This window comes from Neptunomonas japonica DSM 18939 (assembly GCF_000422765.1).
GTDB classification, from domain to species: domain Bacteria; phylum Pseudomonadota; class Gammaproteobacteria; order Pseudomonadales; family Balneatricaceae; genus Neptunomonas; species Neptunomonas japonica.
In genome coordinates, this window is record NZ_AUGR01000021.1 from 31,805 (window position 1) to 47,851 (window position 16,047).

A 16,047-nucleotide genomic window follows, 5' to 3' on the forward strand; every position below is an offset into this window, starting at 1 on the left:
ACATTTTTATCAGGAAAAAAGTTATGCTGCAAATATCCACAATTTTTATATAGAGTTTTCTTGATGGTTTTTTTATTTAGTGGTCATAAAATTGTAAGCCAATAGCTAGCATCTCTTGAGTTTTCATTGTGGCTCTACTAGAGAAGGTGTGACTTTTTAAAGCAAGATTCGGGTCGATTCTTTTCTGCTAGGTTCTTATTATCTACTCTATATTCCATTGATAAATTCGTAGCATGTTAGCTGGAGACGCGATGCATCATGATTGATCAAGACAGTATGAATTACACTCGCATTGCTGAGGCAATCGCATATATAAAAGATAACTTTAAAGAGCAGCCTTCTTTGAATGAAGTTGCAGCGGCAATTAGCCTTAGTCCGTTTCATTTTCAACGGCTGTTTTCTGATTGGGCTGGTGTGAGCCCTAAAAAATTCATGCAATATATCAGCATTGAACATGCAAAAGGGCTACTTAAAGATCAGCACTTGAGCTTGCTTGATACAGCTTATGAAACAGGGCTTTCAGGTACCAGTCGTTTGCATGATTTGTTCATCAATATAGAAGGGATGACACCAGGAGAATTCAAAAAAGGAGGCGACGCCCTGCAGATAAACTACAGTTTTTCGCAGACTCCTTTTGGCCAAGTTATTGTTGCATCCACGGGAAAAGGTGTTTGCCATATAGCCTTTGAAGAAAATGCAGAGCAAGCTTTAACAACGCTTAAGCAGCGCTTCCCTTATGCCTTGTATCAACAAAGCACTGATAAATTACAACAGGATGCCTTGTTAATTTTTCAAAAGGATTGGCAGCAATTAGATAAAATTAAGCTCCATCTTCATGGCACTGCATTCCAATTAAAAGTGTGGGATAGCTTACTTAAAATACCCAAAGGACGCCTTGCTAGCTACGGAGAGATTGCAACTGCCATTGGTAACCCTAAAGCCTCTCGTGCTGTTGGTACGGCTATTGGTAGTAACCCAGTGGCTTTTCTTATCCCTTGTCATCGCGTTATTCAAGCCAGTGGTAGTGTTGGTGGTTATATGTGGGGATCTACCCGAAAATCTGCCATTATCGGTTGGGAAGCATCCCAAAAAGCGACTTTATAGTTATCTTTAATCGTATGAGAAGTAAATACTAAACATGGACCTTTTCGAGCAAATGGAGGGTGCGCCACGTAATCTGCTCCCTTATGATGGCATCGTGCAATATTATGGTACTGTCATGTCGTTATCTGAGGCAGACAATTACTATGAGACTTTGCTCAGCGCTATTGAATGGAAAAATGACGAGGCAGTGATCTTTGGTAAAAAAATTGTCACCAAGCGTAAAGTTGCTTGGTATGGCGATATCCCTTTTCCCTATACCTATTCCAACACCACTAAAACGGCATTACCGTGGACAAAAGCGCTGTTGGCGCTTAAAGCGCTAGTCGAAAAAGAAAGTGGCGAAACTTATAATTCTTGTTTGCTCAACCTTTATCATGAGGGCAGCGAAGGTATGGCTTGGCACAGTGATGCCGAACTCGACTTAAAGAAAAACGGTGCTATTGGTTCTTTGAGTTTGGGGGCGGTAAGAAAATTTTCTTTCAAGCACAAAAGATCAAAAGAGAGCATTTCACACGTGTTACAACATGGCAGCTTGCTCGTTATGAAAGGGGAAACTCAAACGCATTGGTTACATCGTCTCCCGCCCACAAAAGTGGTTTTTACGCCACGTATTAACCTGACTTTCCGTACCATTGAAGCGAGCTAAGTTGTGCTCGATATTCATCGGTTAATATAAAAGGCATTTACGCGCTATAAACAAGATTAATGCCGATGGTGATTAGTAAAGAAAAGGCAATTCTACGCATGTTCTTGTTGCTTAAAGGAGGAGGGTAATACTTCCCTAATAAGGTAAATGCTGCGACAACGGGTAAGCAGAGTAAGCTTGTCCAAAGCATTTCAAAGCTGAGCTGACCCTGAATACCTAAAACACATAATCGTAAAATGTTCATGACCAGGAATGCGGTAATTAAGCATAAGCGAATCGTTTGTAATGGTAATGGCTGGCGATAGAATTGATAAACCAACGGTGGGCCAGCGATACTGAATAAGCCTCCAAATAAGCCAGCGGCAAAGCCCGCAGCGGTGAAAGATAAGTGACAGCTACGTTCTTTTTTAGGTTCGGGCTTAAGTAAAATAAAAAGTCCTCCTCCGATGATAGTAATGCCTAAAATCCACTGTAATACCTGTGTAAATTCGTTGCTTAAATAGCTTAATAACATTACGCCAAGCACTAATGCAGGGAATAGCCCTAAAAGGGAATACAGCAAAGCAGGTTTATCAAGCGATTTTAGGTTTCCGTATAAGGCAATAGGGCCGTTGGCAAGCATCAAAAAACTGATGATTACAGATGAAAAAGTGACTGATGCTAGCTCAAACTGTACAACGAAACCCAATATGATCATGCCTAAAGCAAAGCCGGTAACGGTCTGCACATAGGTACCCAAAGCAACTGTCAGCAAAAAAGGCAGTAACTGTTCAAGCTGCATAAAAGTAGTCGCTCTAGTGAAAGTAAAGAGGTAGAAGATGATACGTGAGGTATTTTCTTCATAATCTCAATTGGTTGACATAGCAGCATAAGTAAGTGATGGATAGAGTGCTAGAGCCAGTTTTAGAATAAAAAAAGACCTCTGTACGCACATAGCTATTAACTTATAAGGTTGTTTTTTTGTATGTGAAGAGAAGGAGATTAGTCGTTATCACAATGGTGCGCTAAACCTGACCTAACATGGGATGAGAGATCAGGTTTGCGTTTATCAACTGATGTTATATCAGGGATTATTTCTCTTTGTTTAGGTTGGCTCTAACGGTCTCGCTATACCATTGCATAAAGTTGATCACCGCGAACTCGTATGTTTCAGAGTAAGGACCGGGCTGGTAACCAATCGAGTTAATACCTCGTTGGTTTTCTTCACCCAAGATGCGGTCTTGATCATTGGTTGCATCCCATACTTGACGTAGTCTTTCTACATCATAATCAACACCTTCAACGGCATCTTTATGTACAAACCATTTAGTGGTTACCAATGATTCTTGTGCAGAAATAGGTAAAACGCGGAATACAACAAAGTGGTCACTTTGCATGTGGTTCCACGAGTTTGGTAGGTGCAAAATACGCATAGAACCAAGCTGTGGATTCTTGATGCGCCCGAGTAGTTTTTTGCTACCTTCCATGCCATCTATGGTCATAGCCTGCGTGCCTTTTTTCAATGGCATACGGACGATACGGTTACGCTTACCAGGGCCAAAGCTGCGATGCTCGTGTGGAATACCTTCTGCATCCCATTCAGCGGCTTGTGCGTTGTAATGTTCTACAAAATCTTTGGGTGCGCGAGGATCATTAGTGTCGTCCCATTCTAGCAAGCTGTTAAGTAATTCTGGATGGTTAGCAGCACAATGATAGCATTCTCGGTTGTTCTCGATAACGAGCTTCCAGTTAGCTTTTTCATACATGTTGGACTCCACCGCAAGCTTGGTGTTTTCCACATCGTACGGTTCCATGTATTCATTAAGTGTTGCTAGAAACTCATCAAAGTCGCCCTGAGGTTCTTCTTTTGCAAGGCTAATAAAAATGAATCCGCCAGCGTTTTTACAAAAGGCTTTCTTTAAGCCGTTCTGTTTCATGTCGAAGCTTTCGCCCATTTCGGAGCCAGCAAAAAGTAAGTTGCCTTTTAAGTCGTAAGTCCATGTATGGTAAGGACAAACTAGATTAGCAACCTTGCCTCGGTGCTTAGTACAAATACGTGAGCCACGGTGGCGGCAGGTATTGTGGAATGCGTTAATATTGCCTTCTGCATCACGTACAATCAGAACAGGGTTTTGGCCGATTTCGACAGTGAAGTAGTCACCTTTAGTAGGGATTTCGCTGGTCATGCCAACAAATAACCACTCCTTCTGGAAAACCTCTTCCATATCTACGCGGAACATCTGTGGGTCGTTGTACAAGGGCTGTGGAAGTGAGTAGTCAGGCTCACGTGTTTCTAACAGCTGCTCCATCTCCTTTCGTGCATCAGCATAGGAGGCGCTGGTGACGTTTAGCAGATCGTTCTGGTTCATTTGTTCTTATCCTCGTTAGCACCAGAGTGTGCGTAAATTTTTTCTTGTTTCGGCGTAAAACCCCTACGTTATGTAGCAGCATTGACCTTGTGCTAATCCTCTTATAATAGGGCGCAGGCAGTTTGACCATTTACGACACGAAAGCATCTCTAAATCGACCTACTGGTGCAGTGAAATTGGATAAGTGTCGCTATGAGCAAGTTTTTGTCGCTATTGGCTAAATGAGTAATGAGTACAGGGCTGAGAATGCACGCATAAAGTTCCATTCATGCGAAGAATAATAGAGAGAAGAGCGATGGCAAATCCAGCAGCGGTAGCGGTGAATACCGATGCATTCATACCGGTTAATACACAAACATGGGTGAATGGTCGTCATAATGTACGTTGTGTAAAAGTTATTGATGAAACCTGGGATGTAAAAACGTTTTGTTTTATGGCAGAACAGCCGGTTATGTTCTTTTTTAAACCGGGGCAATTTGTCACGCTGGAGCTAGAGATTGAAGGCCAGCAGGTGATGCGTTCTTATACGATATCGAGTTCTCCTTCGGTACCTTATAGCTTTTCCATTAGTGTTAAGCGTGCGCCGGGCGGGCATGTGTCTAATTGGTTGCATGACAACTTAGAAGAAGGGCATGAATTAGCAGTACATGGCCCGGTAGGTCAGTTTAACTGTATCGATTACCCAGCAACCAAAGTCTTGATGTTATCAGGTGGTGTTGGCATTACGCCTGTGATGTCGATGGCACGTTGGTTTTTTGATACCAATGCCGATGTAGATATGGCGTTTGTCCATAGCGCGCGTACATCAAAAGATATTGTGTATCAGCGTGAACTTGAGCATATGTCCTCGCGAATCACTAACTTCACCTTACATGTGATTTGTGAAAAAGTTGAGCGTGGTCAGTCTTGGTCGGGTTATCGTGGTTATCTTGATCAGGCGAAGTTGTTAATGATGGCGCCAGACTTTATGGAGCGTGAAGTCTTTTGCTGCGGGCCAACACCTTATATGAAAGCGGTTAAAGCGTTGCTAGAAAGCAATGGTTTTGATATGGACCGTTACCATGAGGAGTCGTTTGGTGCGACACCAGTTGATGTTGAGGAAGATGCAATAGAGCAGGCTGAGATCGCTCAGGAAGAAACTGACGCACTTGTTCCAGCGGACATGGTACGAGTTGAGTTCTTCTCTGCTGGTAAAAGCATACAAATCTCTCCGGGTGAAACGGTGCATGCCGCGGCTTCTAAGTTGGATCTACAGATTCCAAAAGCATGTGGTATGGGGATTTGCGGTACCTGTAAAGTGTTAGTGACAGCGGGTGAGGTAACAATGGAGCATAATGGTGGTATTACAGATGAAGACGTTGCTGCCGGTTATGTCTTATCATGTTGTAGTGTGCCTAACGGTGATGTGGTCGTTGATTTTTAATAACGGCTATGTACGGTTTAGCTGTTGTACTTACCTTGATGCGTAAATAGAGAGTCTGATGGAAGCAGAACATATAGAGATTGCGGGGTTTCTAAAACAGTTTCAGCCTTTTAGTGGCTTGCCTGATGAAACCATCAATACGGTTGCTCAACAGATAGAAATTGCTTATTACCGAGCTGATAGCGATATTTATCAATTTGGGGATGAAATACACGACTTGTGTGTGATCCGTAGCGGTTCTGTTGAAATCTATCGCCGTAATGGTGATCTCTATAATCGCTTAAGCCCTGGTGGGCTGTTTGGGCAGATGGGGTTGTTGATGAATAATCGCGTTCGCCTGCCCGTTCGTGCGTTAGAAGACACGCTGATCTACTTTATTCCTGAGTCAGTTTTTGTTTTATTGTGTGAGCAGTTTGAAGCATTCGCCTATTTTGTCGAAATGGATGACCACTCAAACTTACAGCATGCGGTATCAGGTAAGGAGAGTAATAATTTAATGGTCTCTAAGGCGACCATGATGATTTCTCGCCAGCCTGTGATTGTTGAAAGCAGCGCTACTATTCGTGAAGCAGCAATAAAGATGACCGAAGAGGGAGTGTCATCTCTACTCATTGTTGATACGTTATCATCTGATGACAATGAGTCTGAAAACCAAGAGCAAAGTGGTGAACCCCAAGTTGTGGGTATTATTACTGATCGAGATATGCGTACCCGAGTGGTATCGACAGGAATTTCATCGGATGTTGCGATAGAGCAGGTGATGACGACCGATCTTCTTACTCTCGATAGTGATGCATATGCGTTTGAAGCGATGCTTTGTATGCTTCGCTATAACCTGCATCACCTTCCTATCTTGGATAAAGGCAGGCCGGTGGGTGTCATCGCTGTGTCAGATATTGTCCGCTATGAGTCACAAAGCAGCTTATATATGGTGAGTACTGTATTTCGTCAGAACAGTGTGGAAGAACTTAAACTGTTGTCTGAAGAGGTATCTCCCTGTTTTGTACGTTTAGTGAATGAAGATGCTAACTCTCATATGATTGGTAGTGCTATGTCTGTTATAGGACGTAGCTTTAAGCAGCGCTTACTAGAATTAGCCGAAGAGCACTTAGGCGCACCTCCTATACCTTATTGCTTTTTGGCGCTTGGTTCGATGGCGCGAGATGAGCAGCTGATTATTACCGATCAGGATAACGCCCTAATTTTAGACAATAGCTACAACCCAAAACTACACGCTGAGTATTTTGAGGCACTGGCTAAATTTGTGAGTGATGGCTTGGCCGCTTGTGGGTATACCTATTGTACCGGCGGTATTATGGCAACCAATCCGCAGTGGCGAAAAACCAGGAAGGAGTGGGAGGCGTGCTTTGCCGACTGGATTGATAACCCTGTGCCTGAAGCATTACTTAATTGCTCGATATTTTTTGACCTTGAAGGTGTTTGGGGAAAGGTGAAATGGGCTGAACAGCTTAACTTTTTTGTGGCAAAAAAAGCATCTCGTGAACCACGGTTCTTGTCTAACTTGGCGCGTAATGCTTTGAGTCGAACGCCTCCATTGGGTTTCTTTAAAAGTTTTGTTATGGAAAAAGATGGTGAGCATCGCAACTCAATCAATTTGAAGCGTCGAGGGACAGCACCCATCGCTGATTTAATTCGAGTGCATGCACTGGCTGTAGGTTCCCAAGCAAGAAATTCTTTTGAAAGGCTAGAGGATATTATTAAGGCGGGGATTGTTCCTGAAGGGCGTATTTCGGACTTAAGAGATGCGCTTGAGTTTATATCGATGGTAAGAATCCGCCATCAAGCTTTAGATATTGCCGCACAACGTCCAGCAGATAATAATATTGAGCCTGAGCACTTATCTGAGTTTGAGCGGCGCAATCTGAAAGATGCTTTTCAGGTACTTAGTAACAGCCAGCGCTTCCTTAAATTTCGTTACCCCTAAATCTGGAATTCAGAATGTCGGGCTTTAACAATAAACATCAAGACAGCATTGATTGGTCGCTTAGAATGAGCGAACAAGCCGCTGCTGCACGTGATTCACGCTTACGTACATTCTATGAAAGCGGCAGTTTTTCTAAAGAGACGCCATTGAAAGAGGTATCTTTTGTTGCGCTGGATTTTGAAACTACTGGTTTAAATGCAAAAAAAGACGACATTGTCAGTATTGGATTGGTACCTTTTACACTGCAGCGTATCTACTGCAAAGAAGCAAAGCAGTGGATATTAAACCCTCGTCAGCACCTAGCGGAGGAATCGGTGGTGATTCATGGGATCACGCATTCTGATATCGATAATGCGCCAGATTTAATGGGTGTCCTTGAGCCTTTATTAAAAGCGCTGGCCGGACGAGTAGTGGTTGTTCATTATCGTTATATGGAGCGGGAGTTTCTTAATGAAGTGCTAATAAAGCGCTTGGGTGAAGGCGTCTATTTTCCGGTAGTGGATACCATGGATTTGGAAGCACGTGTATATCGTAATGGTTTTACGGCGCTGTGCTTACGCTTGATTGGCCGTAAACGAGCGTCAATTCGTCTTTCTGATAGTCGTACGCGTTATAGCCTGCCTTTCTATAGACAGCATGAAGCACTCACTGATGCGATTGCTACGGCGGAGCTGTTGCAAGCACAAATAGCTCACCGTTACTCTCCTGATACCCCTATTTCAGATCTATGGCTTTAAGCTATTCAACTGTATCTACAGTTTCTGATTTTCTCTTTGAGCACAAAAAACGCACCTATTGTAAGCAGAACATTTAATCAATAATGGCAGCTTAACAATGATACGTTTTTCGTGCTGTGTTAGTAGCGCTATAATTTATAGCGCTACTAACGTCCTAGCCTTGTTGTAATACTAGAGGCTGTAACGTTAAGATTTAACGCTATTATGTGGATCAATAACGTATTTCTTCGCCGCACCACCATCAAAGTCAGCATAGCCTTCAGGCGCTTGATCCAAAGAGATCATTTGAACATTAACTGCGTCAGCAATTTTCACTTTATCAAAAAGAATCGCCTGCATTAATGGGCGGTGGTATTTCATGACTGGACATTGGCCAGTATGGAATGAGTGGGACTTAGCCCAGCCTAAACCAAAGCGCATGCTAAGAGCACCTACTTTTGCTGCATCATCCATAGCACCAGGGTCTTCAGTTACATATAGACCCGGAATACCGATTTGTCCGCCTGCGCGGGTAATCTGCATCGCTGAGTTCAACACTGTTGCCGGAGCTTCTTGGCCGTGGTTGCAGCCACATGCATGCGCTTCAAAGCCAACGCAGTCTACAAAGGCATCAACTTCACGCTCACCCAGAATAACTTCTAGCTTATCGGCCATATCGCCATCTTCGCGAAGGTCGATCGTTTCGCAGCCAAAGCTTTCTGCTTGCTTGAGACGGTCTGTCACCATGTCTCCAACAATAACGCATGCAGCACCTAATAAATGTGCGGCAGCTGCCGCAGCTAGGCCTACAGGGCCAGCACCGGCGATGTATACGGTTGAACCTGGACCAACACCGGCAGTAACACAGCCGTGAAATCCAGTTGGGAAGATGTCAGACAGTAATGTTAAGTCTTTAATCTTTTCCATTGCTTGTTCAGGGTCTGGGAACTTAAGTAAGTTAAAGTCAGCGTAAGGCACCATGACGTATTCTGCCTGGCCTCCAACCCAACCACCCATATCGACATAACCATACGCAGCACCTGGGCGCGCAGGGTTAACGTTAAGACAAATACCTGTGTTGCCTTCTTTACAGTTACGACAACGCCCGCAAGCGATATTGAAGGGAACTGATACAACGTCACCAGGATGAAGGAATTCGACATCTGAGCCGCATTCAATTATTTGTCCGGTAATCTCATGGCCTAATACTAAACCGGCTTCTGCCGTTGTTCTTCCGCGCACCATGTGTTGGTCAGAACCACAGATATTGGTTGTTAACACACGTAAAATAACACCGTGGTTGCACTTTCTTTTACCAATGGAGAGTTCTGGAAATGCGATCGATTCAACGGCAACTTCGCCGGGGCCTTTATAAACAACCCCACGGTTATCAAAGTGACTAGTCATGTATACACTCCTGTTATTTTTATGGTTGGATCTATTTTAAAAACCACTCTATGCTGAGCGGCGTTTTACGACATGACTGTAACGACCAGATACGTGTCTATTTCAGACATTTTAGAAATTTATAATACTTTTATGCTGCTGGGGGCTAAGCAAAAAGATTGCTGGCATACAGCAACATTTGATATTTATCAGGTAATAAATATTCATGTGTCGTTTTTGAGTAGGATTTGCTGTTTAATCGTCGTTTTTTGATGTGTTTGATTTTATTTGAGGGATATTATTGGTGATAATTCCACGATAAATTTTGTGCGAAAATAGCAGGGTTACAACAGTTGAATTTTAGCTGCCATTAATGCCATTCAAGCTTAAAAAATTGACGTTCTGGAAGGTATGAACTGACAATGAAACCGAAATTTGAACTAATAGTTCTTAGATAATAATTATAAATAAGTATCCACCTCTTACTGTGAAAAACAGAGGAGTTTGGTGAGGACTCTACAATGACTTCAATTGATACGCTTAGCCCTGCGCTCAAAAACAAAAAACTAACTCGTGTTGGCTTCTTACTGCTAGATAACTTTACTATGATTGCTTTATCGTCGGCGATAGAGACGCTAAGGATGGCTAATCAATTGTCGGGTGAAGAGCTTTTTAGTTGGCAATTAATTTCAGAAGATGGCTGTTTGGTTAAAGCCAGTGATGGACTCTCGTTCACACCTGATTTTTCTATACAAAATGCTCCCGCATTAGATATTGTGATTGTAGCGGGTGGTGTTGATATAACCCGCAGTTTTACGCACAAGCAGGTAAGTTGGTTGCGTATGTTGGGCCGCAAGAACTATACATTAGGTGGTATCTGTACAGGCGCTTATGCACTAGCGCATGCCGGCTTGTTAGATGACCATGAGAGCAGCATTCATTGGGAATGTTTGGCTTCTTTGCAAGAGCATTACCCTAAAGTGCGCTGCAATAACCGCTTGTACAGTATAGATAGAAACCGCATGACATCATCTGGGGGCACGACGCCTATGGATATGTTTTTGAATTATATTGCGCTTCAGTATGGTGGTAAGTTATCCAGTGCCGTATCGGATATGTTTATCTGCGATCGAGTACGTGGTGAGTTTGATCAGCAGCGCGTGTCATTACGCCAGCTGCATACCAATGGCCAGCCGATGCCGAAGTTAGTTGATATTATAGAATTGATGGAAGCTAATCTTGAAGAGCCCATTGAGTTGGATGAGCTAGCCAGCTTTGTGTCGGTATCTCGCCGCCAGCTAGAAAGAATGTTTTTAAAACATCTGGACTGCTCGCCTTCCCGTTACTATTTGAAACTGCGTTTAGATCGTGCAAGGCAATTACTGAAGCAATCTAGCTTGTCTATTGTTGAGATTTCAGCCGCGTGTGGATTTGTGTCCACGCCGCACTTTAGCCGCTGCTATCGCAAGCATATAGGTATTTCTCCACGTGACGAGCGTAAAGGTATCTGGTCAGATACGGCACGCTCTAACGTGTTACGTGAGCCTCTAATAGATCAAGAGATCACTATTGCAGCAGGAATCAGATCAGCAACGGCTCTATTGCATGCGCAAACAGAGCCGAGTTACGGTTCGGTTGCTATTTAACAATTGGTTAACTAACTTTTAGCCTCGCAGTTAAATAAGCATCGACCTGTAAAGTGGTTGATGCTTATTTGTTTCATTAAAAGCTTTTAGTCTTTTAATACACTGCTTAACGACTGTGCCACATAGCTTAGGTTGTGCGCCGAAAGCCCTGCGATATTGATACGGCTTGAGTCCACCATATAGATCGAGTACTCATCACGTAATCGAGCCACTTGCTGTTTGTTAATACCCAAGAAAGAAAACATGCCTTTCTGTTGCGGTATAAAGCTAAAGTCCTGTGTGCATCCTGTTGCTGCAATTTCGTTTGCCAGCTGGTGGCGAAGTTGTAGAATACGGTTGCGCATAAGTGTTAGTTCGTCGTCCCAGCTTTTTGTCAGTTCTGCATTGCCTAATATGGTTTCGACAATAGCAGCGCCATGTGCTGGTGGCATTGAGTAGTGACCACGGATAATGCTGAAGAGGTTACTCGCTGTAATAGCTGCTTGTTTCTGGTTAGGTGCAATAACCATAACTGAGCCGGTGCGTTCGCGGTACAGGCCAAAGTTTTTTGAGCATGAACTAGCGATCAACATTTCAGGTGCTTTATCTGCCAATAAGCGAACACCATAAGCATCTTCAGCTAAGCCGTCACCTAAACCCTGATATGCAATATCTACAAAAGGAATCAAGTTTTTGCGAATCAGTAGTTCTGCAATCGTATCCCACTGTGCTGTGGAAAGGTCAGCCCCGCTTGGGTTATGGCAGCAGCCGTGTAGTAGGACAAGATCACCTGCTTTAGCCGTTTCTAATGCACTACACATAGCATCAAACCGAATACCTTTTGTCTCGCCATCATAATACGGGTATTCAGTGATGTTTAATCCGGCACCTTTTAGCAATGGAATGTGATTTGCCCATGTGGGGTCGCTGACCCAGACCGTTGTTCCTGACGCACATTTTGCCGTAAATTCAGCAGCCATCCGTAGTGCACCACACCCTCCTGGTGTTTGTGCAACGGTGATGCGCTGATCTTTTATAGCGCTATGATCATCACCCAGCAGTAAGCGGCTAATGTGGTAATTAAAACCTTCAGCACCGGTAGGGCCGATGTAAGTTTTGGTGGTTTCTGTTGCGAGCAAGTGTGTTTCAGCCGCCGTGACGGCTTGCATAATAGCTGTATGGCCTTGCTCGTCTTTATAAACCCCCACGCCTAGGTCTACTTTGCGTGGGTTGTTATCCTGACGGTGCTGCACCATCAGGTTTAAAATAGGGTCTGCGGGTAGCGCTTGCAGATGTTCGAACATGGCTATTCTCCTGCGCCTTCTGTGGCTTGTTGGTACTGTGCCATCAATGTATTTAACTGTTTTTCAGCTTTTTCAGCTGCTGTTTCTCGAACCGGGCCGTAACCGCGAACCTCTTTTGGAAGGTTGGCAAGTCGTAGTGCGATATCGTAATTATGCAGTGTAGTTCCGCTTTGTAGCGTTGCTATCACTTGTTTGTAGCTGGCTAACAGCTGCCTGTCCAGCTTTCGGTCAGCAGAAAAGCGAAACGGATCGAGTATCGAGTGGCGTATGCCGCGCATTTTGGCGAGCATTCGTAAGGATTTCAACACCCAAGGGCCAAATTTTCGTTTAACAGGTCGTCCATTGAGAACTTTGCCACCTAAAATGGGCGGAGCGAAGTTGAAATTGATTTTATAGTCGCCTTCAAAAGTATCAGCTACTTCTTTAAGGAAGTCGGTATCGGTATATAAACGAGCCACTTCGTATTCGTCTTTGGTTGCCATTAAGCGGTATAGCTGTGTGGCGACAATATTAGTAAGCTGCTCTTTGTTGGTGTCTTGTTGGTCGCAAAGTTGGTTGTCGAGTGTACGAATACTGTTTACGTATTGTAAGTACTCATCCGCAAGCGCTTTGTTTTGGTAGCCTATCAGTGTGTTTTTTAAACGTTCGATTTTCTGATCAAGCGTTTCATCTGCTAGGTTGGGTTTCGGGTTTGCTGCTTGAGTTACATAGTCAGGCATTGTGGCAGCTAAACGTCCCCAGTTGAAGGCGGTTTTGTTCTTCTCAACAGCCACGGCGTTGAGCTCAATTGCACGAATGAGTGCTGTTTGAGAGATAGGAATAAGGCCTTTTTGCCATGCGTAACCAAGCATCATTACATTTGAAAAAACCGTATCGCCTAATAAATGCAGTGCTAAGTTATTGGCATCTAATGTGGAGAACTGAGCGTCACCTACGGCATCAGCGAGTAAATTTACACGTTTACTACTTTCAATATCGGCATCGCGATAAAGTACGTGATCAGCCGTAGCCATTTCTGCAAGGTTAACAACCGCTTTGGTATGGCTGTGACGTAATACGTCCAGTGCTTTGGCTGAAGACGCTACCACCATGTCGCAGGCGATAAGCGCATCAGCACGGCCGTGATCGGTTCGCACTTGATGAATATTCTCAGGTGAAGGCGCTAGGCGTACATAACTGAGTACGGCCCCTCCTTTTTGAGCGAAACCCATAAAGTCGAGTACGCTTGAGCCTTTGCCTTCAAGGTGCGCTGCCATAGTGATTAGCGCACCTACCGTCACAACACCTGTACCACCTACGCCACTGACGAGTAAGTCATAGGTTCCACTCAGCGGTGGAATGAGTGGCGCGGATATTTTGCTGAGCTGCTCGGTGACAGCATCAACACTGAGGCCTGTGGGTTTACGCAGCAGGCCGCCTTCAATAGTAACAAAGCTTGGACAGAAGCCATTAACGCAGCTGAAATCTTTATTACATGAAGACTGGTCTATCTGGCGTTTAATCCCCATCTTGGTGCTACGGGGAACGATGGATAAGCAATTTGATTGCACAGAGCAGTCGCCACAGCTTTCACAGACATGGTGATTAATCATGATGCGTTTAGCGGGGTCAGGGAACTGGCCACGCTTACGACGACGTCGCTTTTCGGCCGCACAGGTTTGGTCATAAATAAGAACAGTCACGCCTTTTATTTCGCGCAACTCACGCTGGACGGTATCCAGCTCATCGCGGTGAAAAAAGCGGGTCGATTTTGGAAACTCACCTTCATGGCCGTTATATTTCTCGGGTTCATCGCTGAGTACTACAACACGTTTAGCGCCTTCTGAATGAACTTGTTGTGCAATGGCTGGAACGGTGATTTGTCCATCGACCGGCTGTCCGCCCGTCATGGCAACAGCATCATTGAATAGAATTTTGTAAGTGATATTGGAGCCGGCAGCAATTGACTGGCGAATAGCCATAGAGCCTGAGTGAAAGTAAGTACCCTCACCTAGGTTCTGAAAAATATGGCCATTACCGGTAAAGCGAGATTTGCTTGCCCAGTTAACACCTTCACCACCCATTTGGATGAGGGACTCTGTATCGCGGCCCATCCACGAAGCCATAAAATGACAACCAATACCGGCGAGTGCTTTGCTCCCTTCAGGTACTTTTGTTGAACGGTTGTGTGGGCATCCAGAGCAGAAGTAGGGCATACGCCGTACACCACCGGGGTCTTTTACGGTGACGCCTGATTCTTTAATCTGCTCAAGTTCATCGGCAAAGGTAAATCCAAATAAACGTTGTAAACGTGCTGCCAGAAAAGAGGCAAGCATAGAGGGACTAAGTTCACCAACGTAAGGAATCAATGGCTGGCCGTTTTCATCTTGTTTGCCGGTAACTAATACTTCCCCAGGGTGGTCAGGTTCAGACATTGCTTCTTTGATTTGGCTTTCAATAATGCCACGTTTTTCTTCGATAACAAGGATCTCTTGCTTGCCATGAACAAAGTTCAACATGCCATTTTTTTCGAGTGGCCATACTAGCCCGACTTTAAAAATTTCAATGCCCACATCAGACAATGCTTGTTCAGATAGGCTTAGTAACTCAAGCGCTTCCATTAAATCTAGATGTGCTTTGCCGGTACTAACAATGCCAAATTTAGGGTTGGCAGAGGTAATGATTTTTTTATCAATGGGGTTGGCTCTAGCAAATGCTTGAACGGCTGCAAGCTTGTGTTCAATGCGTGTTTCTAGCTGTGGGCCAGGAAGGTCAGGCCAGCGATAATGTAAGCCTTGAGTGGGTGGCGTGAAATCGTCTGGGATTTTAAATGTAGGGAGGGCTTTTAACTCAACACTACAAGCGCTTTCTACGGTTTCTGAGATAGCTTTAAAGCCCACCCACATGCCTGAAAAGCGCGATAGTGCGTATCCCCATAAACCAAACTCTTCATATTCGGCAATGCTAGCAGGGTTAATAGTTGGCATAAACCACGCCATAAAAGCAACGTCGGACTGGTGTGGCATAGAAGATGAGACACAACCGTGATCATCACCAGCAATGACTAAAACACCACCATGAGGGGAGCTTCCATAAGTATTACCGTGTTTTAGCGCATCGCCAGCTCTATCAACACCGGGACCTTTTCCGTACCAAATGGAAAATACACCATCGACATTTTTGTCTGGGTCTGTTTCAACTTGTTGGGTGCCTAGAACAAGCGTCGCGGCTAGATCCTCATTGATAGCAGGAATGAACTCAACCTTGTGTTGTTTCAATAATGGCTTAGCAGCCCATAGCGCCTGATCGTAACCACCTAAAGGTGAGCCTCTATAGCCACTGATAAAGCCACCGGTATTTAAACCATTTTTTTTATCCAACTGAGCTTGTACTAATGGAATGCGAACGAGTGCTTGAGTGCCGGTTAGAAACACTCGCCCCTGAGTACGTGTATAGCGGTCATTAAGAGCGTAGTTATCTAGCTGATCAGGTATTGCTGTAGCTGTGCTGGAATCTGTACTTGATGCTATAGATACAGGTGCGACAGATGTGGGTGTTGGACTTGTCATAG

Annotated in this window: 11 protein-coding genes; 6 read left to right on the top strand and 5 right to left on the bottom strand. The window is 44.3% G+C overall.

The window, feature by feature from the left end; all coding sequences use genetic code 11:
- Nucleotides 1–258: 258 nt before the first annotated feature.
- Together G511_RS0114015 and G511_RS0114020 are read left to right on the top strand one after the other, a co-directional pair.
- The gene (locus G511_RS0114015; protein ID WP_028470180.1) at nucleotides 259–1,104 is read left to right on the top strand and encodes a methylated-DNA--[protein]-cysteine S-methyltransferase; all 846 of its coding nucleotides are present in this window, start codon (nucleotides 259–261) and stop codon (nucleotides 1,102–1,104) included.
- A gap of 34 nt (nucleotides 1,105–1,138) precedes the next feature.
- Complete coding sequence (locus G511_RS0114020; RefSeq protein WP_028470181.1) at nucleotides 1,139–1,750, top strand: alpha-ketoglutarate-dependent dioxygenase AlkB family protein; 612 nt, start codon at nucleotides 1,139–1,141, stop codon at nucleotides 1,748–1,750.
- 37 nt (nucleotides 1,751–1,787) lie between these two features.
- On the opposite strand, the gene G511_RS0114025 is transcribed toward G511_RS0114020, so the two are convergent.
- Together G511_RS0114025 and G511_RS0114030 are read right to left on the bottom strand one after the other, a co-directional pair.
- Nucleotides 1,788–2,531, bottom strand: coding sequence for a sulfite exporter TauE/SafE family protein (locus tag G511_RS0114025; protein WP_028470182.1), 744 nt, complete (start codon nucleotides 2,529–2,531; stop codon nucleotides 1,788–1,790).
- Nucleotides 2,532–2,820: 289 nt separating this feature from the next.
- The gene (locus tag G511_RS0114030; protein ID WP_028470183.1) at nucleotides 2,821–4,098 is read right to left on the bottom strand and encodes an aromatic ring-hydroxylating oxygenase subunit alpha; all 1,278 of its coding nucleotides are present in this window, start codon (nucleotides 4,096–4,098) and stop codon (nucleotides 2,821–2,823) included.
- Between the two features lie 319 nt (nucleotides 4,099–4,417).
- Between G511_RS0114030 and G511_RS0114035 the strand changes: the two genes are divergently transcribed.
- From G511_RS0114035 to G511_RS0114045, 3 genes are read left to right on the top strand one after another with little or no spacing between them, the layout of a single operon-like run.
- On the top strand, nucleotides 4,418–5,521 hold the full coding sequence (locus G511_RS0114035; protein WP_028470184.1) for an FAD-binding oxidoreductase: 1,104 nt from the start codon (nucleotides 4,418–4,420) through the stop codon (nucleotides 5,519–5,521).
- A gap of 58 nt (nucleotides 5,522–5,579) precedes the next feature.
- Complete coding sequence (locus tag G511_RS0114040) at nucleotides 5,580–7,466, top strand: putative nucleotidyltransferase substrate binding domain-containing protein (protein WP_028470185.1); 1,887 nt, start codon at nucleotides 5,580–5,582, stop codon at nucleotides 7,464–7,466.
- A 14-nt stretch (nucleotides 7,467–7,480) separates the two neighbouring features.
- On the top strand, nucleotides 7,481–8,203 hold the full coding sequence (locus G511_RS0114045; RefSeq protein WP_028470186.1) for a 3'-5' exonuclease: 723 nt from the start codon (nucleotides 7,481–7,483) through the stop codon (nucleotides 8,201–8,203).
- A gap of 186 nt (nucleotides 8,204–8,389) precedes the next feature.
- Here G511_RS0114045 and fdhA read toward each other — a convergent pair whose 3' ends face one another.
- Complete coding sequence (gene fdhA / locus G511_RS0114050; RefSeq protein WP_028470187.1) at nucleotides 8,390–9,589, bottom strand: formaldehyde dehydrogenase, glutathione-independent; 1,200 nt, start codon at nucleotides 9,587–9,589, stop codon at nucleotides 8,390–8,392.
- Nucleotides 9,590–10,089: 500 nt separating this feature from the next.
- Between fdhA and gbdR the strand changes: the two genes are divergently transcribed.
- Nucleotides 10,090–11,214 (top strand): choline metabolism transcriptional regulator GbdR, encoded by a 1,125-nt coding sequence (gbdR, locus tag G511_RS0114055; RefSeq protein WP_028470188.1) that lies wholly within the window; start codon nucleotides 10,090–10,092, stop codon nucleotides 11,212–11,214.
- A gap of 86 nt (nucleotides 11,215–11,300) precedes the next feature.
- Here gbdR and G511_RS0114060 read toward each other — a convergent pair whose 3' ends face one another.
- Together G511_RS0114060 and G511_RS0114065 are read right to left on the bottom strand one after the other, a co-directional pair.
- On the bottom strand, nucleotides 11,301–12,497 hold the full coding sequence (locus G511_RS0114060) for an amino acid aminotransferase (RefSeq protein WP_028470189.1): 1,197 nt from the start codon (nucleotides 12,495–12,497) through the stop codon (nucleotides 11,301–11,303).
- Nucleotides 12,498–12,499: 2 nt separating this feature from the next.
- Nucleotides 12,500–16,045, bottom strand: a complete 3,546-nt coding sequence (locus G511_RS0114065) for an indolepyruvate ferredoxin oxidoreductase family protein (RefSeq protein ID WP_028470190.1) — start codon at nucleotides 16,043–16,045, stop codon at nucleotides 12,500–12,502.
- Between the last annotated feature and the right edge of the window lie 2 nt (nucleotides 16,046–16,047).

What these genes read in the sequence shown, in the direction of transcription:
- G511_RS0114015 (WP_028470180.1), top strand. Translation starts at nt 259, where the DNA reads ATGATTGATCAAGACAGTATGAATTACACTCGCATTGCTGAGGCAATC.
- G511_RS0114020 (WP_028470181.1), top strand. Translation starts at nt 1,139, where the DNA reads ATGGACCTTTTCGAGCAAATGGAGGGTGCGCCACGTAATCTGCTCCCT.
- G511_RS0114025 (WP_028470182.1), bottom strand. Translation starts at nt 2,531, where the DNA reads ATGCAGCTTGAACAGTTACTGCCTTTTTTGCTGACAGTTGCTTTGGGT.
- G511_RS0114030 (WP_028470183.1), bottom strand. Translation starts at nt 4,098, where the DNA reads ATGAACCAGAACGATCTGCTAAACGTCACCAGCGCCTCCTATGCTGAT.
- G511_RS0114040 (WP_028470185.1), top strand. Translation starts at nt 5,580, where the DNA reads ATGGAAGCAGAACATATAGAGATTGCGGGGTTTCTAAAACAGTTTCAG.
- G511_RS0114045 (WP_028470186.1), top strand. Translation starts at nt 7,481, where the DNA reads ATGTCGGGCTTTAACAATAAACATCAAGACAGCATTGATTGGTCGCTT.
- fdhA (WP_028470187.1), bottom strand. Translation starts at nt 9,589, where the DNA reads ATGACTAGTCACTTTGATAACCGTGGGGTTGTTTATAAAGGCCCCGGC.
- gbdR (WP_028470188.1), top strand. Translation starts at nt 10,090, where the DNA reads ATGACTTCAATTGATACGCTTAGCCCTGCGCTCAAAAACAAAAAACTA.
- G511_RS0114060 (WP_028470189.1), bottom strand. Translation starts at nt 12,497, where the DNA reads ATGTTCGAACATCTGCAAGCGCTACCCGCAGACCCTATTTTAAACCTG.
- G511_RS0114065 (WP_028470190.1), bottom strand. Translation starts at nt 16,045, where the DNA reads ATGACAAGTCCAACACCCACATCTGTCGCACCTGTATCTATAGCATCA.